The sequence below is a fragment of the Actinomadura syzygii genome (genome assembly GCF_008085905.1).
GTDB classification, from domain to species: Bacteria; Actinomycetota; Actinomycetes; order Streptosporangiales; family Streptosporangiaceae; genus Spirillospora; species Spirillospora syzygii.
In genome coordinates, this window is the sequence record NZ_VSFF01000011.1 from 50734 (window position 1) to 76096 (window position 25363).

A 25363-nucleotide genomic window follows, 5' to 3' on the forward strand; every position below is an offset into this window, starting at 1 on the left:
CGTCGCGATGGCGGCGCCGGGCCTTCGGCGTACGTATGCTGGCCCGCGATGAGGACGCTGTTCGTCACCAACGACTTCCCGCCCCGGCCGGGCGGGATCCAGGCGTTCGTGCACGGGCTGGCCGCGCGGCGGCCGCCCGGCTCGGTGGTCGTGTACGCCCCGGCGTGGAAGGGGGACGCGGCCTTCGACGCGGCGCAGCCGTTCCCGGTCGTCCGGCATCCGGGGTCGCTGATGCTGCCGGAGCCGGGGGTGCGGCGCCGCGCGGCGGAGATCATGCGCGCGGAGGGCTGCGACTCGGTGGTGTTCGGCGCGGCGGCGCCGCTCGGCCTGCTGGCCCCGGCGCTGCGGCGGCACGGGGCCGAGCGGCTCGTCGGGATCACGCACGGGCACGAGGCGGGCTGGGCGGCGCTGCCGGTGGCGCGCCGCCTCCTCGCCCGCATCGGCGACGACACGGACGTCCTCACCTACCTCGGCGAGTACACGCGGTCCCGGATGGCGCGGGTGCTGTCGCCGGACGCGGCGGCCCGGATGGCGCGGCTCGCGCCCGGCGTCGACGAGACGGTGTTCCGCCCCGGCGCGGGCGGCGACGAGATCCGCGCGCGGCACGGGCTGGCCGGACGTCCGGTGGCGGTGTGCGTGTCCCGGCTGGTGCCGCGCAAAGGGCAGGACGCCCTGATCCGCGCCTGGCCGCGCGTCCAACGGATGGTTCCGGACGCGGCGCTGCTGCTCGTCGGCGGCGGCCCGTACCGCGCCGACCTGGAGCGTCTCGCCGCGTCGTCCGGCGTGGACGGCTCCGTCGTGTTCACCGGCGGCGTCCCGTGGGAGGAACTGCCCGCCCACTACGACGCGGGCGACGTGTTCGCGATGCCGTGCCGGACCCGCCGCCGGGGCCTCGACGTCGAGGGCCTCGGCATCGTCTACCTGGAGGCGTCGGCGTCCGGGCTGCCGGTGGTGGCGGGCGACTCGGGGGGCGCGCCCGACGCCGTCCTGGACGGGGAGACGGGCCTGGTCGTGCCGGGGCGGTCGGCGTCCCGCATCGCGGAGGCGGTCGGCGGCCTGCTCGCCGACGCCGGACGCGCCCGCCGGATGGGGGAGCGGGGCAGGGCGTGGGTCGAGCGCGACTGGCGCTGGGAGACCCAGGCCGCCCGGCTCGCGAAACTGCTCGACTGACACGCGGCCCGCTACCGGCGGCCGCCGAACTCCCAGGCGTGGATCTCGACGTCCGTGTAGCGGCCGTTGCGGGCGTACGGGTCGCCGTCCATCAGGGTCTCGGCGGCGGCGCGGTCCGGGAGCTCGACGAGGAGGACGGTGCCGGTCCGGTCTGCGCCGTCGTCGGACAGCAGCGGGCCGTACGCGATCAGCCGGTCGCCGTAGAGGCCGTCGAGGTAGCGCTGCTGCGCCTGTCCGAGGGATTCGGCTCCGAGGGATTCGGCGAGCTTGTCGTCGCCGGGGGCCGCCGCCTTGCCGTGCGCGATGACCAGGAAGCGCTCGTAGCCGGGGACCGCCGTGGCGAACTGCCACATCGTCCGGCCGAGGACGTTCGTCCAGCGGCTGATGAGGACGTCGCCGTAGACGCCGGCCTTGTAGTTCGGCTCCTCGAACGCGAACTCGCGGGCGGCGGCCGGGCCGGGGAGGTCGGCGATGTGCATGCTGCCCGTCACCGTCTCGCCGTCGGCGCCGAACGTCGGGCCGCGCGCGATCAGCTCGTCGCCGTAGCGGTCCATGAACGCCCAGTGGGCCTCGGCCAGCTCCATGCGCAGCGGGAACGTGCCCGGCCTGTCCCGGCAGTAGAAGAAGTACTCCACGTCGCAGGGATCTTAGCGAGGCCGGGTCCGGGCGCGGGGCGACGGGCCCCCGCCTTCCAGGTTCGGCCACGAAATCGGGCTTCCGGTACATGCGTGGAACGTTCGGACACTGAGATGATCAACATCCGAACGGACGGGCGGCGGCGGACGAGCGGAGGCGGGCGAGTGCGGTCCCGGGGTGTGAAGGTGCTGGCCGTCGTGCTGGCGGTGGTGCTGACGACGGGCGTCGTCGCGGGCTGGGCGTTACGGCGGCGGCGCGACCACGACACGGCGGAGCGCGTCGCGGCGCGCTACTTCGCGGCGTGGAGCAATGGCGACCTGGACAGGATGCGGGGCCTCGCCGCCGACCCGCCCGCCGACTTCGACGCGCAGCACCGGGCGCTGACGATCGGGCTGGCGGTCACGTCGATCGCGCTGGACCCGCGTCCGGTCGTCCGGTCGGGCCCGGACGCCGCGCACGCGCCGTTCACCGTCAGCCGGTCGCTCGCCGGACACGGGACCTGGACGTTCGCCTCGGAGCTGCGGCTCGGCCGGGTGGAGGGGCGGTGGCGCGTCCGGTGGACGCCCGCGACGCTCTACCCGGGGCTGAAGGGCGGCGGCCAGTGGACGGTGGGCCAGGTGCGCGTCCCCGCCGTGACCCTGTCCGACCGCGCCGGGCGCCCCCTCGCCAACGAGGGCCCGCTCGCCCCGTACCTGGCCGGGATCGCGTCCCGGCTGGGCGACGAGGAGGAGCGGATCGTCCCGGCGGTCGTCCTGCGCGACGGCGGCGGCCCGCCGCAGCGCGTGAAGCTTTTTGGGACGGTGAAGGGCCGCAGGGTCCGGACGACGCTGGACCGGCGGGTGCAGGCGGCGGCGGAGAAGGCGCTGGCGGCGGCGCCGGGACGGGCGGCGATCGTGGCCGTCCGGCCGTCCAGCGGCGAGGTCGCCGCGGTGGCGGACGGCCTCGGCGGGCTCGGCGCGTTCGGCAGCGGGTACCCGCCCGGCTCGACGTTCAAGGTGGTGACGGCGGGCGCGCTCGTCGCGGAGGGCGCGGACGCCGGGACGGGCGCCGACTGCCCGGCCTCGACGGTCACGGCGCAGCGCACGATCCGCAACGACGAGGGCCACGCGCTCGGCCGGACGACGCTTCGGGACGCGTTCGCGGCGTCCTGCAACACCACGTTCGCGCAGCTCGCGGTCGAGCGGCTCGGCCCAGCGAAGCTCGCGGCGTCCGCCCGCCGCTTCGGGTTCGGCACGCGGATCACGCCGGGCACCGACGCCGCGGACGGCGGCTTCCCCGCGCCGCGCAGCGGCGCGGAGCTGGCGGAGGCGGCGATCGGGCAGGGCCGCGTCCTCGCGAGCCCGCTGCTGATGGCGTCGGTCGCCGCCGCCGTGGCGGACGGCTCGTGGCGCTCGCCCCGGCTGCTGCCGCCGGACCTCGTCCGCGAGGGCGGGGGAGCGGTGCCCGCGCCGCGTCCGGTGCCGGGGACGGGCGCGCTCCGCGCGATGATGCGGGCGGTCGTCACCGGCGGCACGGCGGCGGGTGCGGGGCTCCCGGACGGGACGTCCGGCAAGACCGGCACGGCCGAGATCGCGAGCGGGCCCCCGCACGCCTGGTTCATCGGCTTCCGCGACGGCCTCGCCTTCGCGGTCTTCGTCGAGACGGGCGGCTCCGGCCCGAAGGTCGCCGCGCCGCTCGCCGCCCGCTTCCTGGCCGCCCTCCGCTGACCCGTCCTGGGATCCGCCGCCCGGATCGGTGAACGCTCCGTGGCGCCCGCCCGTACCGCTGATGAGGGCCGAACGGCCGCGGGACGGCGTCCGCACGGTTTTTCGCTCCAACCGGCACCCGAGTGGCTCCGGGGGCGTATGCTCCCGGAGTGATCGGGCGGGTTCCCCGGAATCCGCCATGGGGAAAGCGGTGGGAGCGAGCGGGCTCCCGAGCCGCCGCCCCCGATGTCTCAGCGGGACGGTCGCCAGGCCGAGAGCCGGGCGACCTGGAGCCTACCGGCGTTCGCCGAGCCCTCCGCCTCCTCCACAGGAGAGGGCATGGCGCGACGCGATTTCGGGCATGCGTCTGGGCGGAACACGCATGCTTCACCGTGGGCGGAGACGCCCGCGCGCCCCTCGTCGAGACCCGAGCCCCAGCGGGGGCCGCGGTCGGAGGAGCCGCAGTGGCCCGAGGGGTCCTGGTGGTCCGAGCAGCCGGACTGGTCCGAGCGCGGCCGGAGGTCGGCGCGCCGCGAGCCGTCCCGGCGCGACATCAAACGGCACGAGCAGCGCAAGCGCGTCCGGCAGGCGCGTAACGAGGACCGGCCGCGCACACCCTGGCCGGGCCCGACGCGCGGCGAGCAGCCGGACGCCCGCGACGACCGGTTCGGGGCGCGCAACCGCCCGCCGTCCGGCCGCGACGCCGAGACCCGGCGCTTCGACGCCCGCACACCCCCGCCCCCGCCCCCGCCCCCGCAGCCTCCCGCGCCGCCTGCGCCCGAGGCGCGGCCCGCCGCCGCGTTCGACGCGCGCACCGGTGGGGCGGGCGCCCGGCCGGACCGTTCCCGCGAGTTCCCCCAGCGCGGTCGGTCCCGGCAGCGTCCGGAACGCCGGACGGAGGAGCGGCGGACCCGCTCCGCGCAGCCCGCCCCCGGACGGCCGGGCCGCCGGACGGCGACCGCGCGTCCCGGTCCGAAGGCGAGGCCGCGGCGCGGGAAGCGGCCCACCGACCGGATGGGGGTCGGGGCGATCGTGCTGTCCACCGCCGTCGGCCTGGCCCTGCTCGGCATCGCCGAACGCGCGCTGCTGGACGGCGGCCCGGTCGGCGGCGCGTCCGGCACGGTCGGCTCCCAGCGCGCGATCCCCCCGGCGCAGCGCGGCGGCGTCCCGGCGCAGCAGCCCCGGCAGTCGCCGCGGACCGGGCCGGACGGGACGCCCGCGACGCCCGCCGCCCCCGACCTGAAGGTTCTCGCCGCGCGGGTCCGCGAGCTGACGCTGGCGCAGCGCGGTGCCGCCGCCCGGCAGGCGTACGGCGCGGCGCCCACCGCCGCGCCGGTCGTCGGCGCCACCCACACGAGCGCGGACAGGACCTGGGTGCTCGGGACGACCGCGATCCCCGTCCCCGACGCGAGCACCGCGAACCCCGAGGTCGCCTTCTACGCGGCCCGCTGGACGGGACGCGACTGGCAGGTCGGCCTCTCCGGCGCCCGCGTCTTCGACGGCCTGCTCAGGACGGCCCCGTCCGGCGTCATGCCCGCGGCCGAGACGCAGACCCTGCGCCGGTACGCCGCGCTCACCGCCCAGCAGGCCACCGCGCTCGTCAACGGGACGCGGACCGGCGACAAGCTGATGCTGCCCTGGAAGGTCGGCGACTCGTGGTCGATGACCACCGCCGACGACACCGAGTCCGCGCGCCCGCTCGGGTCGCTGGCGTTCGCGGGCGGGGACGGCCGCGTCCTCGCCGCGGGCGCGGGCCGCCTCTACCGGTTCTGCGCCGACTCCGCCGGCCGCGCCATGGCCGTCGTGATCCACCCGAGCGGCGTCGCCACCACCTACTACCACCTGCGGACCGGGCCGAAGCCCGGCGACGGCGCCGTCGTGAGGCAGGGCGCGCCGCTCGGCCGCACCGGCGCCGACCGGTCCTGCGGCGGGGCCGCCGCGCCCGACGCCGACGTCGCGTTCGGCGTGCGCCGCGCGCTCGGCACGGTCCCGCTGGACGGCGCGCGACTCGGCGGCTGGACGTTCCGGGAGCGGGCGAAGCCCCTCCTCGGGTTCGCCGAGCGCGGCGTCCTCCAGGTGCTGCCGGGGGCGCTGCTCGCCAACCTCGGACCGGTCCCCCCGGCCGCGGACGACCCGCCGCCGTCCCCGCCGTCCCCCGGCGCCGATCCGAAGGGCGGCGGGGGAACGGCCGCCGACCCGGCGACCGGCGCCAACTAGAAGAGGAGCCAGAGCGGTGCGTATCCGCAACAGTGATGATCCCGCGGTGCCCAGCTGGGTGCTGCGCGTGGTGCTCGTCGGCGCCGTGCTGGTGCTGGCCGGTTCGGCGACCCCGCAGGGCGCCGTCGCGGTCGCGAACGTGCAGTACTTCCTCAACTTCTACGCGGGCGTGTTCGCGCTCGTCGCCTACACGACCGCCGTGATGAGCGGGCTGCTGGCGACCGACCGGCTGATCCTGAAGATCCGGCACCGGGTGCTCGCGCAGGCGCTGCACCGGGCGTCGGCCGTCGTCGCGACGGCGATGCTGGTCGCGCACGTGACGGTGAAGGTCATGGCGGGGCTCGCGGTGCCCGCGCAGGCCGTCGTCCCGTCGGCGGGGCCGATCGGGATCGGCACGGTCGCCGCGGACCTGCTGCTGCTCGTCGTGATCACCGGGATGCTGCGGGCGCGGTTCGCGTTCCGCGGCAAGGCGTGGGTGTGGCGGTCGACGCACGTCCTCGCCTACGCCGCGTGGCCGATGGCGATCCTGCACGGGCTGATCACCGGCCGGCCCGCCGCGCCGTGGGTCGTGCTCTCCTACGTGATGAGCGTGGTGTTCGTCGTGCTCGCGCTGATCACCCGGCTGATCGTGGTGGTCAAGCCGCGGGACGTGCGGGTCCTCGGCGAGGAGTTCGGCGCGTACGGCCGTCCGGACGGCGCGGGCCGCGCCCGGGACCGGCGCGCCATGGCCGCCCGCGACCACGAGGAGGGGCGCGCCGCCGCGATGGCCCGCGCCCGCGCGGCGGGCGACTTCGCCGACCCGCGCGGCACCGTCTCCGACCCGCGTGGCATGCCCCTGGCGGGCGGCGGTGACGCCGAGGTCCTGCGATGAGCCGGGCCGTCACGGTCTCCGGGATCGGCGGGCCCCGGCTGACGCTCGGGTTCGACCGGTTCGACCGGCTGGACCTCGACCGGCACCTCGCGGTGCACGGCCGCCTCCGCGCCCCCGACCTGGACGACCTCGTCCGCATGGCGGAGCAGGTCGACCTGCGCGGGCGCGGCGGCGCCGGGTTCCCGTTCGCCCGCAAGCTGATGGCCGTGGCGGCGCGGGTGAAGTACCCGACGACCGACCCGCCGCCGCTGCTGCCCGGCGAGAAGAGCGACTCGCGCGGCTCCGCCGAGGACGTCGTCGTGGTGGTGAACGGCGCCGAGGGCGAGCCCGGCAGCGCCAAGGACAAGGTGCTGCTCGGCCGGGCGCCGCACCTCGTCCTCGACGGGGCGCAGATCGCGGCGTCCGCGCTCGGCACGCAGCGGATCGTCGTCGCGGTCGAGGACGACGAGGCCGCCCGCTCGGTCCGCGCGGCGATCAGCGAGCGGCGGATGCCCGCCCGGATCGTCCGGCTGACCGAGCGGTTCATCTCCGGGGAGAGCGGCGCGGTGGTCCGCGCGATCAACGGGGAGACGCCGATCCCGCCGGGGGTGAAGGTCCGCGCGTCCGAGTCCGGGGTGGACGGCTGCCCGACGCTGCTGTCCAACACCGAGACGTTCGCGCAGCTCGCCGTGCTGGTGTCGCTCGGCCCCGACCTGTACGCGTCTGCCGGGACCGAGGACGAGCCCGGCACCACGCTGCTCACCGTCGGCGGCACGCAGGTCGTGGAGGCGCCGCTCGGCACGCCGCTGCCCGCCGTCCTCGACCAGTGCGGGGCGGACCCGTCGCCGGGCGTCCTCGTCGGCGGCTACCACGGGATGTGGCTCGACGCGGGCGGGGTGTCGCGCGCCGTCCTGTCGCGCGCGGGGATGCGCCGCGTCGGCGGGACGGTCGGCGCCGGCATCATCCTGCCGCTCACCCGGGGCACGTGCCCGCTCGGCGAGGTCACGCGGATCGCCGCGTACATGGCCGCGCAGTCCGCCGGGCAGTGCGGGCCGTGCCGGCTCGGGCTGCCCGACGTCGTCCGGTCGCTGAACGCGCTCACCGAGGGTGCGGGGACGGTCGAGGACGTCCGCCGCGCCGCGGGCGTCGGACGCGGCCGGGGCGCCTGCACCCACCCGGACGGGACGGCCCGGTTTGTCCTGTCCGCGATGGAGGCGTTCGGCGCGGACATCGACGCGCACCGGTGGGGCGGCGGCTGCGGCCTGTCGACCTACGGGGTGCTGCCGCTGCCGGTGCCGGACGGCACGGAGGTGCGGGTCGCGATCGACTGGAGCCGCTGCGACGGGCACGGGCTGTGCGCCTACCTCGTCCCGGAGCTGATCCAGCTCGACCGGCACGGCTTTCCCGTGGTGCTCGGCACGGACGTTCCGGCGTGGATGGAGAAGGACGTGCAGAAGGCCGTCGCGATGTGCCCGGCTTTGGCGCTGCGCGTCGTCGGAGGAATCTGAAAAAGGTGAGGGGAGATTGAACCCCGGGACCGGCGCGGTGCGTATTGGACGCCGAACCCGCGCCGTGTCCGTCGAGAGATCCTCGGAAGGAGGAAGAGATTCTCTTGAGGAAATCCTACGGAATCGCCGAAACGCGCCCGCGGCGGCGCGTCGGCCGGGGTCGCGTGATCTTGGTCGTGCTCGCGGCGGCCGCCGTCGCGGCGGCGTTCGCGGTCGTCATGTACCCGAACGGAGTGACGGCGAGCAGCGCGGCGAACAACCTCGGCGGCACCGTGCACACCCGCTGGGGGCCGCTGAGCACCCTGGACCGGCAGTTGCTCGTCAAGGTGCGGCAGGCGGGCCTGTGGGAGATGCCCGCAGGTCAGCAGGCACAGCAGCGGGCCGCGACGCCCCGCGTGCGGGAGGTCGGCGAGATCATCAACCAGCAGCACCTGCAGCTGGACGCCGACACCCGCGCCACCGCGCAGCGGCTCGGCGTGCTCCTCCCGAACGAGCCGAACGGGAGCCAGAAGAGCTGGCTGCGCGAGATGTCCGGCAAATACGGGATCGATTTCGACAAGACGTTCGTGCTGCGGCTGCGCGCCGCGCACGGCCAGGTCTTCACGGTCATCGCGAAGGTCCGCGCGCAGAGCGAGAACAGCGAGATCCGCGCGTTCGCTGAGCGGTGCCTCAAATTCGTCAACACGCATATGTCGCTGCTGGAGAGCACCGGCCTGGTACCCAGGCGGGCCCTGCACTGACGTATTTCCCACCCCGCAAAAGGGAGCACCTTTCCATGGGACATAAGAAAAAGGTCTTCGCCGTGCTCATCCCGGCGGTGGCCCTCGCCACGACGGTGAGCCAGGCGGCGACCGGGACCGCGGTCGCGCAGCAGGGGCGGACGGTCCAGGCGTACGGGCAGCCGACGGCCGACCCGTCCGCGGAGCCGCCCGCCGACCCGTCGGCCGAGCCGCCCGCCGATCCCTCGGCCGGGCCGCCCGCCGACCCCTCGGCGGACCCGCCGGCCGATCCGTCGGCCGACCCGTCCGCGCCCCCGCAGGACCCCGGAGCCGGCGGGCGGACGGGCGGCTCGCCGCCTCCTCCGCAGAGCCAGGTGAAGCAGGGTCCGCGCCGCGACCAGTTCGTCGACATCAGGCGGGCCCCGCGCGTGCAGACGCCGCGCGCCTCGCGGGCCGGGTCTTCCGGCGTGTTCTCCGTCAACTGCGGGACGAACGAGGGCCAGGCGCACAGCAACCCGGACAACGTCGTCGCCGCGCCCGGCGTCGTGAACGGCGCGCACCACATCCACGACTACGTCGGCAACCTCGACACCGACGCGTTCTCGACCGACGAGACCCTCACCGCCGCCGGGACGACCTGCACCAACGGCGACAAGTCGGCGTACTTCTGGCCGGTGCTGCGGCTGCGCTCGGGCCAGGACGACTCCGAGCGCGCCGGGCAGAGCAAGGTCGACGGGAACGTCGGCAGCGTCGTCGAGCCGTCGTCGGTGAAACTCCAGTTCCTCGGGAACGCGCGCGGCAAGGTTCGGGCGATGCCGCAGTTCCTGCGGATGGCGACGGGCGACGCGAAGTCAGCGACGAACGGGCTGACGAACGCGAACGCGCTGTGGTCGTGCAGCGGGTTCCAGAGCCGGGGCTTCACCGACAAGTACCCGCTCTGCCCGCGCGGCAGCCAGGTGCTGCGCGTGCTGAACTTCGCGGGCTGCTGGGACGGCCAGAACACCGACAGCGCCAACCACCGCACGCACGTGTCCTTCGCCGACAAGCGGACCGGCCAGTGCCCGCAGGGCACGGTCGCCATCCCGCAGTTGCGGATGACGCTGAGCTACCGGGTGCCCGCGCGCGCGCTGGCGTTCGCGCTCGACTCGTTCCCCGAGCAGGGGCACGACCCGGTGACCGACCACGGCGACTTCATCAACGTGATGGGGCAGCGGCTGATGCGGCAGGCGGTCACCGCGATCAACTCCGGACGCCGCCGCTGAGTGCGTCCGGAAGGTCCGGACCGTCCGGGGGCGATCCGGTATGCGCGGCCGGTGCGGGCGCCGCTGGACAGGACGGCGCCCGCACCGGCCGCGTCGGCGCGACTCGGGGCCGCCCGGGTCCGTACGATCGCGGCATGGACATCGTGATCGCGGGCGGGCACGGCAAGATCGCGCTGCGGCTCTCCCGGCTGCTGGCGGCGCGCGGGGACGCGGTGCGGAGCATCGTCCGCAACCCCGCCCACGCGGGCGACGTGCGGGACGCGGGCGCCGTCCCGGTCGTGTGCGACCTGGAGGCGGCCGGCGTCGGCGAGGTCACCCGGCACGTGACCGGCGCGGACGCGGTCGTGTTCGCCGCGGGCGCGGGCCCCGGCAGCGGCGCGGCGCGCAAGGACACCGTCGACCGCGGCGCGTCGGTGCTGATGGCCGACGCGGCCGAGCGGGCGGGCGTGCGCGGCTTCGTGCAGATCTCCGCGATGGGCGCGGGCGAGCCGCCCGCGCCGGGCCGCGACGACGTCTGGGCCGCCTACGCGCGCGCCAAGGGCGAGGCCGAGGACGACCTGCGCCGCCGCGACGCGCTCGACTGGCTGATCCTGCGCCCCGGGCGGCTCACCGACGACCCGCCCACCGGACTCGTCACGCTCGCCGAGCCGCCCGTCGGCCGCGACGTGGTGACCCGCGACGACGTGGCGGCGGTGATCGTGGCGCTGCTCGACGCGGACGACGTCCGCCGCCGGACGCTCGACCTGCTGAACGGCCCGACCCGGATCGAGGACGCGGTCGCCGCGCTCCGCCCGGCCCTGGGCGCCTAGCCAGGGCTACGACGTGTAGAGGCCCTCGATGTCCGCGGCGAAGTCCTTCATGACGACGTTGCGCTTGACCTTGAGGCTCGGCGTGAGGTGCCCGGCCTCCTCGGTGAAGTCGACCCCGAGGACCACGTACTTCTTGATCGCCTCGGCGTGGCTGACGGAGGTGTTGGCCGCCGCGACCGCGCCGTCGATCTCGGCGATCAGGTCGGGGTCGGCGCGCAGCTCGTCCAAGGTCGTCGACGCGGGCTTGCCGTGCCGCTCCTTCCACGGGCCGAGCGCCTCCTCGTCGAGGGTGACGAGCGCGCCGATGAACTTGCGGCCGTCCCCGACCACGAGGCACTGGCTGACCAGGGGATGGGCGCGGAGCCTGTCCTCCAGCGGGGCGGGCGCGACGTTCTTGCCCGCCGCGGTCACCAGGATCTCCTTCTTCCGGCCGGTGATCTTCAGGAAGCCGTCCGTGTCGAGGGAGCCGAGGTCGCCGGTGTGGAACCAGCCGTCCTCCAGGGCCTCCTTGGTGGCGTCCTCGTCGTTCCAGTAGCCGCGCATGACGTTGACGCCGCGGACGAGGACCTCCCCGTCGTCGGCGATGCGGACGTCCACGCCCGGGATCGGCTGGCCGACCGTCCCGATCTTGATGGCGGTGGGCCGGTTGACGCTGGCCGGGGCGGTCGTCTCGGTGAGGCCGTAGCCCTCCAGGATCGTGATGCCGACGCCGCGGAAGAAGTGCCCGAGCCGCTCGCCGAGCGCCGCGCCCCCCGACACCGCGTACTTCACGTTCCCGCCGACCGCCGCCCGCAGCTTGCCGTAGACGAGCACGTCGAACAGCTTGTGCCGCGCCTTGAGCGCGAGGCCGGGACGCCCCGCCTGGAGCGCCCGGCTGTAGGCGATCGCCGTCTCCGCCGCCGCCTTGAAGATCTTCTCCTTGCCCTCGGCGGCGGCCTTCTGCTCGGCGCCGTTGTAGACCTTCTCGAACACGCGCGGGACGGCCAGCAGGAACGTCGGCCGGAACGAGGCGAGGTCGGGCAGCAGGTTCGGGACGTCGCTGTGCCCGAGGACGATCCCGCCCTCGACCGTCGCGACCTGGATCAGCCGCGCGAACACGTGCGCGAGCGGCAGGAACAGCAGCGTGGAGCTGCCGTCGACGGCGACCTCGGCGATCGCGCCGCGCACCCCGTTGCGAGCCGTCGAGACGAGGTTCCCGTGGGTGATCTCGCAGCCCTTCGGGCGTCCGGTCGTGCCGGACGTGTAGACGAGCGTGGCGACGTCGGCGGCCGCGCGGGAGCGGCGGCGGTCCTCGACGACCCCGTCGCCGACCTCCGCGCCGAGCCGGACGACCTCGTCGACGCCGCCCGCGTCGATGCACCACACGTGCGCGAGGCCGGGCAGCCGCTCGCGGACGCCCTCCACCAGCGCGATGTGCGCGTCGGTCTCGGCGAACACGGCCTTCGCGCCGGAGTCGCCCGCGATCCACTCGATCTGCTCGGCGGACGACGTCTCGTAGATCGGCACGGAGACCGCGCCGGCCGTCCAGACCGCGTAGTCGAGGACCGTCCACTCGTAGCGGGTCCGGGACAGCAGCGCGACCCGGTCGCCCGGCTCGATCCCGGCGGCGGCGAGGCCCTTGGCGATGTCGGACGCCTCGGCCGCGAACTCGGCCGCGGTGACGGCGCGCCACGCGTCCCCGCTCCGGCGGCGCGCCACGATCGTGCCGGGCTCCTCGGCCGCCCTTCGGAACGGCGTGTCGGTCAGGGTGGCGGAGTCGGGGACCTGCACCATCGCGGGGACGCTGAACTCGCGCACTGCCTGCTCCTGTTGTCGGCGTACGGGGTGGCGGGAAGGTGGCGGCGAAGTCGGCGCCTTCTCCGGAGTCGAATGATACCCACGGGTAGCCCGGCCGGGCCGTCTACGCTGGGCGGGACGCACACCGGCCATGGGTTCCGGGGGGAGCAACCGTGTCGCTGCTCGAAGTGATCGCGCTGACCGCCGACGACGCGCGCGCCGCGCAGGACGGCGGCGCCGACCGGATCGAGGTCGTCGCCGACATGGCCGCGGACGGGCTCACCCCCGACCCCGACGTCGTCGCCGCGATACGCGCCGTCACCACCCTGCCGTTGCGGGTGATGCTGCGCGCCAACGCCGGGTTCCGCACGTCCGGCCGCGAGCTCGACCGGCTCCGGCTCGCCGCCGCAGGCCTCGCCGAGCAGGGCGCGGACGGGTTCGTCCTCGGCTTCCTCGACTCGTCCGGGCACGTCGACGCGGGCGCGACCGGCAAGCTCGCCGCCGACGCCGCGCCGCTGCCCTGGACGTTCCACCGCGCGATCGACCACGCCGCCGACCCGGCGCACGCCTGGGACGTCGTCCGCGGCCTCGGCGGCGCGCTCGACACCGTGCTCACCGCCGGGTCCCCGCGCGGCGTGGACGCGGGAATGGACGTCCTCGTCCGGCGCGCCGCCGACGATCCGGACGCGGCCGGGATGATCATGGCCGGGGGCGGGCTGCGCCGCAAGCACGTCGCGGCCCTCGCCGCCGCGGGCGTCACCGCGTTCCACGTCGGCACCGCCGTCCGCCCGGACGGCGCCTGGGACGCGCCGGTCGACCCCGCCCTGGTGGGGGAGTGGCGGGCCCTGGTGTCGGCCGCCGCCGGCTGACCCCGCGCACGGCGCGGACGCAGCGCGCACGCGGTGCGGACACACGGTGCGGACCCGTCCGTCTACACGGGCGAACCGCGCCATTAGAGTCGGTTCATGAGGATCCATGTGGTGAGCGACGTGCACGGCCGCGCGGACGCGCTGGCGCGCGCCGCGGAGGGCGCCGACGCGCTCGTCTGCCTCGGCGACCTGATCCTCTTCGTCGACTACCAGGACCACGGGCAGGGGATCTTCGCCGAGCTGTTCGGGCAGGAGAACGCCGACCGGTTCATCGCGCTGCGGACCGCGAAGCGCTTCGCCGAGGCCCGCGAGTTCTCCCGCGGCCTGTGGGCGTCGCTGGACGGCGAGCCGTGGCCGCACATCGAGCGCGCCGTCGACCGGCAGTACGCCGAGCTGTTCGCGGCGATGCCGTCCCCGGCCTACCTCACGTACGGGAACGTCGACGTCCCGCGCATGTGGGCGCGGCACCTGCGGGACGGCCACCACGTCCTCGACGGCGAGACCGCCGAGATCGGCGGCCTGCGGTTCGGGTTCGTCGGCGGCGGCCTGCGCACCGAGTACCGCACCCCCTACGAGCTGGACGACGACGCCTACGCGGCCAAGGTCGAGGCGGTCGGCGCCGTGGACGTGCTGTGCAGCCACATCCCGCCCGCCGTGCCGGAACTGCTGTACGACAAGGTGGCGCGCCGGTTCGAGCGGGGCAGCGAGGCGATCCTCGACGCGATCCGCCGGACGCAGCCGCGCTACGCGCTGTTCGGGCACGTCCACCAGCCCCTCGCCGCCCGGACGCGTATCGGCCGGACCGAATGCGTGAACGTCGGGCACTTCCGGGCTCGCGGCGCGCCGTACGTCCTCACGGTGTGAAAGATACTTTGCTCTACCAGACGGGCCCGGACGGGCTCAGCGCCCCGGAGGGAGACGCAGATGGCTGACCGCACGAGCTCCTCCATCACGATCAAGGCCGGAAAGGCCGAGATCATGGCGGTGATCGCCGACCTGGAGGAGTACCCGCGGTGGGCGAGCGGGATCCGCGGGTTCACCGTCCAGGAGACCGGCGCCGACGGCCGCGCGTCCCGCGCCCGCCTCACCTTCGACGGCGGCCCGTTCAGCGACACCGTCGGCCTCGAGTACGCCTGGGAGGACGACGACCGCGTCACCTGGACGCTGGTCGAGCCCGGCTCCGTCGTCACCGGCCTGCGCGGCTCCTACGGCCTCGCCGAGGAGGACGGCGCGACCGAGGTGACCTACGAGCTCGCGGTCGACGTCCGCATCCCGTTGATCGGCATGGTCAAGCGCAAGGGCGAGAAGCGCATCATCGACTCCGCACTCAAGAGCCTCAAGCGCCACGTCGAAAGCTGAGCACGTCACGGAGGCGATACCGTTCACGCCGACGACGGATGGAAGATGGACCCATGAGCGAGCATCCGGGCGACGTCCTCACCGAGGCCGCCAGACTGGTCGACGCGCTGATCAAGCGGGTCGGCGGCGGCCCGGACACCGCCCCCGACCCGGGCGATGACCCAGGCGACGACCCGGGCGAGGACCCGTGGCGCGACGCCGCCGGGCACCTGCGGGACGCCGGACGGTCGCTGCTCGCCGCCGCGCAGGACGTGGCGGCGGCGTTCGACCGTCCCTCCCCGGGCGGCCGGGACGGCCCCGCGGAGGCGTCGGAGAGCGCACGGGCGGGTACGTCCGAGCGGTCGGGACGCCCCGAGACGGGCGAGCCGTGGTCCGCCGCCACCGGCGGCGGCCCCATCGACATCGGGTAGTGCGGTACGGGCTCCATCCGGGGCGCGCGAGGAGGAGGAAGCGTACATGGCCCTGACCATCGGCGTTGATGTGGGCGGCACGAAGGTCGCCGCCGGGGTCGTCGACCACCGGGGGACCATTCTGGAGAAGGTTCGCCGGCCGACTCCGTCGACGAACCCCAAGGAGACCGCCGAGACCATCGCCGAGGTCGTCGACCTGCTCAAGGGCAAGTTCGAGGAGGTGACGGCGGTCGGGCTCGGCACCGCCGGCTTCGTCGACGAGTCGCGCTCCACCGTCCTGTTCGCCCCGAACCTCGCCTGGCGGGAGGAGCCGATCAAGGAGAAGGTGGAGAGCCTGGTCGGGCTGCCCGTCGTCGTCGAGAACGACGGCAACGCCACCGCGTGGGGCGAGGCCAGGTTCGGCGCGGGACGCGGCGAGAACTTCCTCGTGCTGGTCGCGCTCGGCACCGGCATCGGCGGCGGCATCATCATCAACGGCGAGCTGTACCGGGGCCGCTTCGGCATCGGCGCGGAGATGGGGCACTTCCGGGTCGTCCCGGACGGCCGCCGCTGCGGCTGCGGCAACCGCGGCTGCTGGGAGCAGTACGCCAGCGGCAACGCCCTCGTCCACGAGGCCCGCGACCTCGCCCGGGTCGCGCCCGCGATGGCCGGGCGCCTCCTCGAACTCGGCGACGGCCGCCCGGAGGGCATCAGCGGTCCCGAGGTGTCGCAGGCGGCCCGCGAGGGCGACAAGGCCGCGCTGGAGTGCTTCCGGACCATCGCGCACTGGGCGGGCCAGGGGCTCGCCGACCTCAGCGCGATCCTCGACCCGGGCGCGTTCATCATCGGCGGCGGCCTCTCCGACGCGGGCGACCTCCTCCTCGACCCGATACGCGCCGCGTTCGAGGACGCGCTGACCGGCCGCGGCCACCGCCCGCTGCCGGACATCCGCATCGCCGAGCTGGGCTCGGCCGCGGGCATCGTCGGCGCCGCCGACCTGGCCCGCGTCCGCCCCCGCGAGGACGTCACCGTCTGACCATGGCCGTCTGAACAGGGCCGTCTGGACATGGCCGCGCTCCGCCTGCTGAGCTACAACATCCGGTCGCTGCGCGACGACCCGGTCGCGCTGGCGCGGGTCGTCCGCGGGCTCGCCCCGGACGTCATGTGCCTCCAGGAGGTACCGCGCTTCGGCGCCTGGTGGTTGAGGCGCCGCCGCCTGGCGCGCGCGTCGGGCATGGGCGTCGCGGCGGGACGGCGGGCCTGCGGGCTCGGCGTCCTCGCCGCGCCGCGCGTCCGCCGGGTGGCCCGCGAGTTCCACCTGCTCACCCCGGACCCGGACCTGCACCGCCGCGCCCTGGCGATCGCCGTCCTGGAACTGGACGGCGCCCGCGTCATCGCCGCGAGCACGCACCTGGACCTGCGGGACGGGCCGCGCCTGCGCCACGTCCGCGAGATCCTCGCCCACCTGGACCGCGCCCGCGCCCGCCACCGCGCCCCGGTGGTCCTGGCAGGCGATGTCAACGAGGAGCCGGGCGGCCCGTCCTGGACACTCCTCGCCGACCATTTCAAGGACGCCTACGCGACCGCCCCGTCCGGCGAGGAACTGACCTTCTCGTCCCGTAACCCGGCCCGCCGCATAGACGCCGTCTTCACCGACCCGGACATCCGGATCAACGGCTGCGGCGTCCCCACGGCCGACGAAACCCTGACGGCCCTCTACCCGGAGGCCACCGACCACCGCCCCCTGCTGGCGGAACTGGAGCTCTCCTAGAACTGGAGCTTTCCTAGACGACGGCTCCGTCGTCGGGGTCTCTCGGTTCGTCGCCCATGCGGAGGACGAGGGTGACGAAGCCGCCGATGAAGGCGGCGACGGCGAGGAAGGCGGCCCAGCCGGGGACCTCCCAGTCGAGGATGACGGTGACGAGGAGGTAGAGCGGGCCGCCGATGAGCGCGATCCAGGCGCCCTTGGTCAGCGGGTCGGCGCTCGGCAGCGGCGGGGGAGGCGGCGGGACGTAGTGGGAGTCGTCGTCGGCGTCCGGCGGGAAGTCCGGGGGCTCGGCGGCCTTGACGACGCGGGCGCGGGGCAGGCGGCCGGTGCGGTCGTCGCCCTCCCGGGGCGGCTCGGCGGGCTCGCGGACGTTCTCCTCGTCCGGCCAGGGGACGTCGTCGCCGTCGGGGGTGGAGTCGAAGCCCGCGACGATCTCGGCCCAGATGGCGTCCTCGTCGCGCTCGGCGACGTCGCCCGGGTCCTTGGCGGGGGCGGCGCCGCCCTCGGCGTCGCGGGGCCCGCCGACGTCGACGTCGGCCTCGGGACGCTCGGACGGCTCGTCCGAGCGTCGGGCCGACGCGTCGCGCAGCCGGGCGAGGTGGGCGCGCAGGATCCCCTCGGCGGCGGGCTTCATGTCGACGTCGACGTAGAGCCGGTCGAGCAGGTCGCCGCCGAGGTGCTCCCCGGCCGGCTCGGCGAGCTCGGCCAGGTCGGCGAGGTCGGACGGCGAGGACGCGTACGCCGCCACCCCGGCCTCGCCGAGGGCCGCGAGCATCGCGTCGGCGAGGTGCGGGGCGAGGTCGACGAGCGGGGCGTAGGCGTCCGCTGACAGTCCATTGCCACGGCGATTCACGGGGCCGGCTCCTTCGGGCACTCCGGCGTGGCCGACAGCCTCGGCATGACGGCCTCCGCTCCCCATCGACATGTGCGTCCGGCCGCGCCGCCCGCGGCGGCCCGTCCGGACACCCTGAAACGTGTGTCCCACGGTATTCGCTGCGCCGCCCGGGACAAGCCCCGCGGCGCACCCGATTGAGATTGACGCATCAAACCCTACGTTCATTCCCGGGACCCGGCGACGCCCGCGTACCGGCCGGTAGAAGGGCGGGACGCGGAGTGGGAGGATGTCCCATCATCCCGTCTGCCAGGGGCCGGACGCGCCGCCCCGCAGGCGCCGGCCCGAGGAAGGTCCCCGCATGCTCTGGTTCTGGATCCTGCTCAGGGTCGTCCTCTCGCCCATCCTCTATCTGGGGTGGTGGCCGCGGAACCGGGGGATCCGGAACGTCCCGAAGCGGGGTCCGGCACTGCTCGTCAGCAACCACTTGTCGTTCGCGGACCACTTCTTCGGGCCGCTGCCGCTGATGCGCCCGATCTTCTTCATCGGCAAGGGCGAGTACTTCACCGGCAAGGGCCTGAAGGGGCTGATCAGCAAGGGCTTCTTCACCGGGGTCGGCGTCGTGCCGGTGGACCGGACCGGCGGCTCCGCCTCCGAGGCCGCGCTGCGGACGGGGCTGCGCATCCTCGCGGAGGGCAAGCTGCTCGGCATCTATCCCGAGGGCACCCGCGCCCCCGACGAGCGGCTGTACCGGGGCAAGACGGGGGTGGCGCGGCTGGCGCTGAAGTCGCGGGTCCCGGTGGTCCCGATGGCGATGACCAACACGCACCGGCTGATGCCGCCCGGCCGGACCCTCCCGCGGCTCGGGGTGCGGCCCGGGGTGCGGTTCGGCGAGCCGATGGACTTCTCCCGCTACTACGGCCAGGAGGACGACCGGGACGTCCTGCGGCAGATCACCGACGAGATCATGCAGGCGATCCGGGAGCTGTCCGGGCAGGAGTACGTCGACCGGTACGCCGCCGAGGTGAAGGCGGAGCTTGCCGGGAAGACCGTCGTGCCGGTCGACGACGACGGCGGCCTCAGCGACCGGGGATAGGCCGGGTTCGAGCGGGCCGGGTTCGAGCGGGCTGAGTTGAGCGGGCCGAGTTGAGCGGGCGGGGATGAACGGCGGCGAGCCGGGGCTGGGGCTGGAGGCCGCGCTGTGGCGGGCCGTGGCGGTCTACCGCGTCCTGGCGCTGGGGTACGCGGCGGTCGTGATCGCCATGAACTTCGGCGGGTACGCCCATCCGGCGGCGGGCTGGGCGGTGCTCGGCGTCATGGCCGCGTGGACGGCGTACGCCGTCCGCGCCTACGCCGATCCGCGGCGGCGGAACCGGGACCGGCGGGGCTGGCCACTGCTGGCCGCCGACCTGGCGGTGGCGGCCGGGTGCCTGCTCGCGACCGCGTGGGTGGAGTCGGTGCCGAACATCCAGGCGGGACGTCCGACGCTGCCGGTGTCGTGGGTGGCGGCGCCGGTGCTGGCCTGGGCGGTGGCGGGCGGACGCCGGGTCGGCGTGCTCGCCGCGCTGGTCCTCGCCGCCGCGAACCTGCTGGTCCACGCGCTCGCCGGGACGACGGGCGGGATGGGCTCGCGGACGTTCAACGGCATCGTCCTGCTGGTCTTCGCGGGCCTCGTGGTGGGGCACGTCGTCCGGCTGGCCCTGGACGCGGAGGCGCGGCTCGCGCGGGCGGTGGAGCTCGAGTCGGCGACGCGGGAGCGGGAGCGGCTCGCCCGCGGCATCCACGACTCGGTCCTCCAGGTGCTGGCGATGGTGCGGCGGCGCGGCGGGGAGCTGGGCGGCGAGGCGGCCGAGCTCGGACGGCTGGCGGGCGAGCAGGAGGCGGCGCTGCGGTCCCTGATCGGCGCGACCCCGGTCCGGGAGGCGGGCGGAGAGGCGCGCGGGGAGGTCGACCTGCGTCCGCTGCTCACCGCGCACGGGTCGCCGTCCGTCACGGTGTCCACGCCCGCGACGGACGTCCGGCTGCCCGCGCACGCCGCGCGGGAGGTGGCGGCGGCGGTCGCGGCGGCGCTGGACAACGTCCGCCGGCACTGCGGCCCCGGCGCCCGCGCATGGGTCCTGCTGGAGGACGCCCCCGGCGAGGTGACGGTCAGCGTCCGCGACGACGGCCCCGGCATCCCCGCCGGGCGCCTCGACGAGGCCGCGGCGGGCGGGCGGCTCGGCGTCGCCCAGTCCATCCGCGGCCGGGTCCGCGACCTCGGCGGGACGGTCGCGATCACGTCCGCCGAGGGCGCGGGCACCGAGATCGAGATGACCGTGCCGCGGCTAGGGTTGGGGGCGTGAGCGAGGTTCCCCTCCGGGTCATGGTCGTGGACGACCACCCCATGTGGCGCGAGGCCGTCGCCCGCGACCTCGCCGAGGCCGGGCACGAGGTCGTCGCGACCGCCGGGGAGGGCCGCGCCGCCGTCCGCGTCGCCGCCGCCGCGCGCCCGCAGGTCGCCGTCGTCGACCTCCAGCTCCCCGACATCAGCGGCGTCGAGGTCACCCGGCACCTGGCGGCCGCCGACCCGCCCGTCCGGGTGCTGGTGCTGTCGGCGAGCGGGGAGCAGCAGGACGTCCTGGACGCCGTCAAGGCAGGTGCGACGGGCTACCTGCTCAAGTCCGCCGCCCGCGAGGAGTTCCTGGACGCCGTCCGCCGCACCGGCGAGGGCGACGCCGTGTTCACGCCGGGGCTCGCCGGGCTCGTCCTCGGCGAGTACCGCCGCCTCGCCGCCGGGCCCGCGCCCGCCGCCGACGACGCGCCCCGCCTCACCGACCGCGAGACCGAGGTGCTGCGCCTCGTCGCGAAGGGGCTGACCTACAAGCAGATCGCCGAGCGGCTGGTCCTGTCCCACCGGACGGTGCAGAACCACGTGCAGAACACCCTGCGCAAGCTCCAGCTCCACAACCGCGTCGAGCTCGTCCGGTACGCCATCGAGAAAGGGCTCGATCGGGACGCCGGGGACCCGCCGAACGGCTATGGTCTAGACCAATGACGGCACGCCGGGCGACCCGGCGAATGCCGCGTTCCGCCGTGCGCGGACGGCTAGTCTGACCATGTGGATCGAGGGAGGAGCCCGGTGGCGGGACAAGGAGACGGCATGCGCGTCGGAGTGCTGACCGGGGGCGGCGACTGCCCCGGCCTGAACGCGGTGATCCGCGCGGTCGTGCGCAAGGGCGTCCAGGTCTACGGCTACGAGTTCGTGGGCTTCCGGGCGGGCTGGCGCGGCCCCCTCGAAGGCGACACCGTGGCGCTCGACGTCCAGGCCGTGCGCGGCATCCTGCCCCGCGGCGGGACCATCCTCGGCTCGTCCCGGACCAACCCGGTCAAGGTCGAGGGCGGCATCGAGCGGATCAAGGACAACCTCGCCGGGCTCGGCGTGGACGCGCTGATCGCCATCGGCGGCGAGGACACCCTCGGCGTCGCCCGCGAGCTGTACGCGAACGGCGTCAACGTCGTCGGCGTGCCGAAGACGATCGACAACGACCTCAACGCCACCGACTACACCTTCGGCTTCGACACCGCGGTGAACATCGGCATGGAGGCCGTCGACCGGCTGCACACCACCGCCGAGAGCCACCACCGCGCGCTGATCTGCGAGGTCATGGGACGGCACGCGGGCTGGATCGCGCTGCACGTCGGGATGGCCGCGGGCGCCAACGTCATCCTGATCCCCGAGCGGCCCTTCGACATCGACAAGGTCTGCCAGTACGTCGAGAGCCGGTTCAAGACCCGCTACGCGCCGATCATCGTCGTGTCCGAGGGCGCGCACCCGATGGACGGGCAGATGGAGCTCCAGGCCAAGGAGCGCGACGCGTTCGGGCACGTCCGGCTCGGCGGCATCGGCCAGGCCCTCGCCGACGAGATCGAGAAGCGCACCGGCAAGGAGGCCCGCGCCACGGTGCTCGGGCACATCCAGCGCGGCGGCACGCCGACCGCGTTCGACCGGGTCCTCGCCACCCGCTTCGGCCTCCAGGCGATCGACGCCGTCAAGGACGGCGACTACGGCAAGATGGTCTCGCTCAAGGGCACCGACATCGTCCGCGTCGGGCTGGACGAGGCGACCAAGGAGCTGAAGACCGTCCCGCTGGAGCGCTACTCCGAGGCCGAGGTCTTCTTCGGCTGACCGTCCCCGGCTGACCGTCCCTTGGCGGGAACAGTCATACGCGGTCGCGATGTTGGTCTCTCTGGGCCACACTGGAGACCCGTCCTTGACCTGTTCCCGCCGGGAGGATCACGCATGACCACGCTCGACACCGCGCCCGCGGACGTCCGGGAGCAGTCGCCGGTCGACGGCGAGCCGTGCGTGCTGCTCAAACTGGGCGAGGTCGTCCTCAAGGGCAAGAACCGCGAGCTGTTCGAGCGCCGCCTCGCCGACAACGTGCGGCAGGCCGTCCGCCCGATCGCCCGGGTGGACGTCATCCGCCGCCACGGCGTGTTCATCGTCCGCAAGCACGACGCCGACCTCGCCACCATGGGCCGGGTCGCGCAGCGGATCACCGACGTCATGGGGATCGTCTGGGCGCACCGCGCCTGGCTCGTCGGCAAGGACGTCGCCAGCGTCGAGCGCGCCTCCCTGGAGCTGATGGACGGCCGCACCGGCTCGTTCGCCGTCCGGTCCCGGCGCCGCGACAAGCGGTTCCCGATGACGTCCACCGAGCTCGACCGGCACATCGGCGCGCTCGTCGCCGACAAGTACGGCCAGCCCGTCAAGCTCAAGGACCCCGACCACACGCTGTCGATCGAGGTCGACCGCGACGAGGTCTTCGTCTACTCCGGCGGCCTGCCCGGCCAGGGCGGGCTGCCCGTCGGGATGAGCGGCCGGGCCCTGGTGCTGATGTCCGGCGGGATCGACTCGCCGGTCGCCGCGTACCGGATGATGCGGCGCGGCCTGCGCGTCGACTACCTGCACTTCTCCGGCATGCCGTTCACCGGCCCCGAGTCGATCTACAAGGCGTACGCGCTGGTCCGCGAGCTGGACCGGTTCCAGGGCGGGTCGCGGCTGTTCGTCGTCCCGTTCGGCAAGGCGCAGCAGCAGATCAAGTCGTCCGGCGCCGACCGGCTCGCGGTGATCGCCCAGCGCCGGCTGATGCTGCGGACCGGGGAGGTGCTCGCCAGACGGCTGCGCGGCGCGGCGCTGATCACCGGCGACGCGCTCGGCCAGGTGTCCAGCCAGACGCTCGCGAACCTCACCGCGCTGGACGACGCCGTCGAGATGCCGATCCTGCGCCCGCTCGTCGGCATGGACAAGGTCGAGATCATGGACCAGGCCCGCCGGATCAGCACGCTGTCGATCTCCGAGCTGCCGGACGAGGACTGCTGCACCATGCTCGCGCCGCGCCGCGCCGAGACCAAGGCCAAGATCGACGACCTGCGGCAGATCGAGAAGCGCCTCGACGTGGGGGAGCTGGCCGACCAGCTCGCCGGCTCGGTGCAGGAGCACCGCCCGGTCTACGGCGACTCCTAGGCGTACCGCGCTTCAGCGGGCGTCGAAGTCGGTGGGGCGCGGCGGCTCGGGGCCGTCCGGGCCGAGCAGCGTGATCCGCTCGACGCGGACGATCCGGAACCGGCGCCCGGCGACGGCGATGCCGTTGCGGCGCGTGTCGTCGGCCATCAGCTCCGCCGCCTCGGCGAACTGCGCCACGTCCGTCGCGCCGGGGCTCTCCACCGCCGGCACCACGTGCCGGAAGTAGGTGACCAGCGCGTCGCGGGCCTGCCGCGGGGCGTCGTGCAGCCGCCCGACCGGGCGCCACCGCCGCTCCGTCCGCTCGGCGACCGTGAACGCGGGCGCCAGCGCGACCGGGGTGAGGTACGCGCCGGACGGCTCGCCCCCCGCAGCGGCGGCCGCGTCCAGCACCTGGCACAGCAGCTCGGTCATCGCGAAGTCGGCGGCGGGACCGTCCTCGGCCAGCAGGTCGTAGGGCCGGACCGCCGTCCCGCGCCCCCCGGCCGGCGGCTCGTCGAGGTCGGTCGGCCGGGGCGGCTCGGGCCCGTCCGGGCCGGTGCGGACGAGCTGCTCGATCCGCACGATCCGGAACCGCCGCCCGCCCGCCGTCACCTCGTCGACCGGCTCGTCCTGCAGCGTCCGCGCGGCGGCGAGCAGCTCGGCCCCGTCCGGCGCGCCGTCCGCGGCCCGTTCCTCCAGGTGGACGGCCAGCAGCTCACGCGCGCCCTGCGGCAGCGGATCGCACTGGCACACCACCTGCCAGCCGTCCCGGACCTGTTCGGCGGCCGTGAACAGCGCGCCGACGACGACCAGCTCCGGGTAGGCGGAGAGGGCGCGGCGGGCGTCCGCCAGCACGACCGCCGCGACGGGGTCGACGCCGTCCAGATCCTCCGGGAACAGCCGCCCCCCGGCGTCACCATCGCCCGTAGTCATGCCGGACATCATCCTCGCCGCGCCCTCGGCGGCCAATGGTTCAGACCAATTCGTTACCGCCCTGTGCGCGACCGCCCCTCGTCCGCCGCCGGACCGGCGCGACGAGCGCCACCAGGCTCGCCGCCAGCAGCGCGAGTCCGGCGAGCGCGGGGCCGCCGAGCCGCTCGCCGAGCAAGGCCGTGCCGAGCACCGCGGCGACCGCCGGCTCCGCCAGCGTCAGCGTCGTCGCGGTCGTGGCGGGCGTCGTGCGCAGCCCGCGCGCGAACAGCAGGTATCCGCCGCCCGTGGTGACCACGCCGAGGTAGAGCGCGATCAGGCCGCCGGGCACGGTGAGCGCCCAGCCCGCGGGCGCGACGGCGAGCACCGGGACGAGCGGCACGGCCGCCGTCCCGAACAGCGCCCCGGCGACGGCCCGGTCGTCCTCGCCCCGGGTGATCAGGACGGACGCGATCGTCGCGTACACCGCGTACGACAGCCCGGACAGCAGCGACAGCCCGATGCCGACCGGCTCGGCGCCCGCGTCCCGCCCGCCGCCGACGAGCAGCGCGCAGCCGGCGACGGCCCCGGCCGTGGAGAGCGCCCAGCGGCCGGTCGGCGCGGACCGCCGGGCCGCGACGCCGAGCACGCCGGTGAACGCGGGCGCGCTCCCGATCGTGACGACCGTGGCGACCGCGACGCCGGTCCGCCCGGCCGCCGCGAAGAACGCCGTCTGGTAGACGGCGATCGCGACCGCGCCGGCGCCGATGAGCGGCAGGTTGCGGCGGCCGCGCAGCAGCCGCCGCAGCCCGGCACCGCGCCGGGTGAGCGCGGCGGCGGCGAGCAGGATCAGCCCGCCGATGATGATGCGGACGGCCGCGACGGACAGGGCGGACGACCCGTCCGCGAAGGTGCGGACGGTCCCGGTCGTCCCCCAGAGGGACGCCGCGATCATGATGTCGGCCCGCCCGCCCCCGCGCACGCGCGAGGAGGAGGGGCCCCTTCCAGAGCGGCGGCGGGCGGACGTGGATACGGACATGGACGTGCGCTGGGACACGAGGAAGGCTCCCGAACTCGAATCCGACGGAGAAGGTCATCCGGATTCGGGGCACGGAAGGAC

Annotated in this window: 24 protein-coding genes; 19 read left to right on the forward strand and 5 right to left on the reverse strand. The window is 75.1% G+C overall.

Going from position 1 to position 25363, the window contains the following annotated elements; translation table 11 throughout:
* Nucleotides 1-48 precede the first annotated feature (48 nt).
* A complete protein-coding gene (locus FXF65_RS28170) occupies nt 49-1170 on the forward strand; it encodes a glycosyltransferase family 4 protein (protein ID WP_148353073.1) in 1122 nt (373 codons plus the stop codon).
* An 11-nt stretch (nt 1171-1181) separates the two neighbouring features.
* On the opposite strand, the gene FXF65_RS28175 is transcribed toward FXF65_RS28170, so the two are convergent.
* Nucleotides 1182-1805 (reverse strand): YciI family protein, encoded by a 624-nt coding sequence (locus tag FXF65_RS28175; RefSeq protein ID WP_148353074.1) that lies wholly within the window; start codon nt 1803-1805, stop codon nt 1182-1184.
* A gap of 165 nt (nt 1806-1970) precedes the next feature.
* Between FXF65_RS28175 and FXF65_RS28180 the strand changes: the two genes are divergently transcribed.
* From FXF65_RS28180 to FXF65_RS28210, 7 genes are all read left to right on the forward strand, one after another.
* Nucleotides 1971-3512 (forward strand): penicillin-binding transpeptidase domain-containing protein, encoded by a 1542-nt coding sequence (locus tag FXF65_RS28180; RefSeq protein WP_187412539.1) that lies wholly within the window; start codon nt 1971-1973, stop codon nt 3510-3512.
* A gap of 318 nt (nt 3513-3830) precedes the next feature.
* Nucleotides 3831-5708: a M23 family metallopeptidase gene (locus FXF65_RS28185; protein ID WP_148353076.1), complete on the forward strand. Its 1878-nt coding sequence runs from the start codon at nt 3831-3833 to the stop codon at nt 5706-5708.
* 46 nt (nt 5709-5754) lie between these two features.
* Entirely contained in the window at nt 5755-6579 is an 825-nt protein-coding gene (locus FXF65_RS28190) for a ferric reductase-like transmembrane domain-containing protein (protein WP_148353077.1), read from the forward strand.
* Nucleotides 6576-8066 carry an NADH-quinone oxidoreductase subunit NuoF family protein gene (locus FXF65_RS28195; RefSeq protein WP_148353078.1) on the forward strand — a complete coding sequence of 497 codons (1491 nt, stop codon included), beginning with the start codon at nt 6576-6578 and terminating at the stop codon, nt 8064-8066. The genes FXF65_RS28190 and FXF65_RS28195 overlap by 4 nt, the downstream gene beginning before the upstream one ends.
* 164 nt (nt 8067-8230) lie before the next feature.
* Entirely contained in the window at nt 8231-8806 is a 576-nt protein-coding gene (locus tag FXF65_RS28200; RefSeq protein ID WP_246199170.1) for a DUF4142 domain-containing protein, read from the forward strand.
* A 35-nt stretch (nt 8807-8841) separates the two neighbouring features.
* Nucleotides 8842-10047: a DUF1996 domain-containing protein gene (locus tag FXF65_RS28205; protein WP_187412540.1), complete on the forward strand. Its 1206-nt coding sequence runs from the start codon at nt 8842-8844 to the stop codon at nt 10045-10047.
* A 134-nt stretch (nt 10048-10181) separates the two neighbouring features.
* Nucleotides 10182-10856, forward strand: a complete 675-nt coding sequence (locus FXF65_RS28210) for an NAD(P)H-binding protein (protein WP_148353079.1) — start codon at nt 10182-10184, stop codon at nt 10854-10856.
* Nucleotides 10857-10862: 6 nt separating this feature from the next.
* On the opposite strand, the gene FXF65_RS28215 is transcribed toward FXF65_RS28210, so the two are convergent.
* Nucleotides 10863-12653: an AMP-dependent synthetase/ligase gene (locus tag FXF65_RS28215; RefSeq protein WP_148353080.1), complete on the reverse strand. Its 1791-nt coding sequence runs from the start codon at nt 12651-12653 to the stop codon at nt 10863-10865.
* Between the two features lie 152 nt (nt 12654-12805).
* Between FXF65_RS28215 and FXF65_RS28220 the strand changes: the two genes are divergently transcribed.
* The 6 genes from FXF65_RS28220 to FXF65_RS28245 all read left to right on the forward strand — a co-directional run bounded on the left by FXF65_RS28220 (nt 12806) and on the right by FXF65_RS28245 (nt 17020).
* Nucleotides 12806-13501 carry a copper homeostasis protein CutC gene (locus FXF65_RS28220; RefSeq protein WP_148353081.1) on the forward strand — a complete coding sequence of 232 codons (696 nt, stop codon included), beginning with the start codon at nt 12806-12808 and terminating at the stop codon, nt 13499-13501.
* 96 nt (nt 13502-13597) lie between these two features.
* Nucleotides 13598-14365: a metallophosphoesterase family protein gene (locus tag FXF65_RS28225; protein WP_148353082.1), complete on the forward strand. Its 768-nt coding sequence runs from the start codon at nt 13598-13600 to the stop codon at nt 14363-14365.
* A 60-nt stretch (nt 14366-14425) separates the two neighbouring features.
* Nucleotides 14426-14860 carry an SRPBCC family protein gene (locus tag FXF65_RS28230; RefSeq protein WP_148353083.1) on the forward strand — a complete coding sequence of 145 codons (435 nt, stop codon included), beginning with the start codon at nt 14426-14428 and terminating at the stop codon, nt 14858-14860.
* A 53-nt stretch (nt 14861-14913) separates the two neighbouring features.
* Complete coding sequence (locus tag FXF65_RS28235; protein ID WP_148353084.1) at nt 14914-15270, forward strand: hypothetical protein; 357 nt, start codon at nt 14914-14916, stop codon at nt 15268-15270.
* 46 nt (nt 15271-15316) lie between these two features.
* Nucleotides 15317-16285, forward strand: coding sequence for an ROK family glucokinase (locus FXF65_RS28240; protein WP_148353085.1), 969 nt, complete (start codon nt 15317-15319; stop codon nt 16283-16285).
* A gap of 30 nt (nt 16286-16315) precedes the next feature.
* A complete protein-coding gene (locus FXF65_RS28245; protein ID WP_148353086.1) occupies nt 16316-17020 on the forward strand; it encodes an endonuclease/exonuclease/phosphatase family protein in 705 nt (234 codons plus the stop codon).
* 13 nt (nt 17021-17033) lie between these two features.
* Here FXF65_RS28245 and FXF65_RS28250 read toward each other — a convergent pair whose 3' ends face one another.
* On the reverse strand, nt 17034-17870 hold the full coding sequence (locus FXF65_RS28250; protein WP_148353087.1) for a hypothetical protein: 837 nt from the start codon (nt 17868-17870) through the stop codon (nt 17034-17036).
* Nucleotides 17871-18210: 340 nt separating this feature from the next.
* On the opposite strand from FXF65_RS28250, the gene FXF65_RS28255 reads away from it, so the two are divergent.
* The 5 genes from FXF65_RS28255 (at nt 18211) to thiI (ending at nt 23355) form a co-directional block, all read left to right on the forward strand.
* Nucleotides 18211-18945, forward strand: a complete 735-nt coding sequence (locus tag FXF65_RS28255) for a lysophospholipid acyltransferase family protein (protein ID WP_148353088.1) — start codon at nt 18211-18213, stop codon at nt 18943-18945.
* Between the two features lie 64 nt (nt 18946-19009).
* Entirely contained in the window at nt 19010-20191 is a 1182-nt protein-coding gene (gene macS, locus FXF65_RS28260; RefSeq protein ID WP_148353089.1) for a MacS family sensor histidine kinase, read from the forward strand.
* Nucleotides 20192-20211: 20 nt separating this feature from the next.
* Nucleotides 20212-20883 carry a response regulator gene (locus tag FXF65_RS28265; protein ID WP_187412560.1) on the forward strand — a complete coding sequence of 224 codons (672 nt, stop codon included), beginning with the start codon at nt 20212-20214 and terminating at the stop codon, nt 20881-20883.
* A gap of 105 nt (nt 20884-20988) precedes the next feature.
* Complete coding sequence (locus tag FXF65_RS28270) at nt 20989-22014, forward strand: 6-phosphofructokinase (RefSeq protein WP_148353091.1); 1026 nt, start codon at nt 20989-20991, stop codon at nt 22012-22014.
* A gap of 114 nt (nt 22015-22128) precedes the next feature.
* On the forward strand, nt 22129-23355 hold the full coding sequence (thiI, locus tag FXF65_RS28275; RefSeq protein ID WP_148353092.1) for a tRNA uracil 4-sulfurtransferase ThiI: 1227 nt from the start codon (nt 22129-22131) through the stop codon (nt 23353-23355).
* A 12-nt stretch (nt 23356-23367) separates the two neighbouring features.
* Here thiI and FXF65_RS28280 read toward each other — a convergent pair whose 3' ends face one another.
* On the reverse strand, nt 23368-24267 hold the full coding sequence (locus FXF65_RS28280) for a DUF5954 family protein (RefSeq protein ID WP_148353093.1): 900 nt from the start codon (nt 24265-24267) through the stop codon (nt 23368-23370).
* A 40-nt stretch (nt 24268-24307) separates the two neighbouring features.
* Complete coding sequence (locus FXF65_RS28285; protein ID WP_246199171.1) at nt 24308-25225, reverse strand: EamA family transporter; 918 nt, start codon at nt 25223-25225, stop codon at nt 24308-24310.
* Nucleotides 25226-25363: the final 138 nt, after the last annotated feature.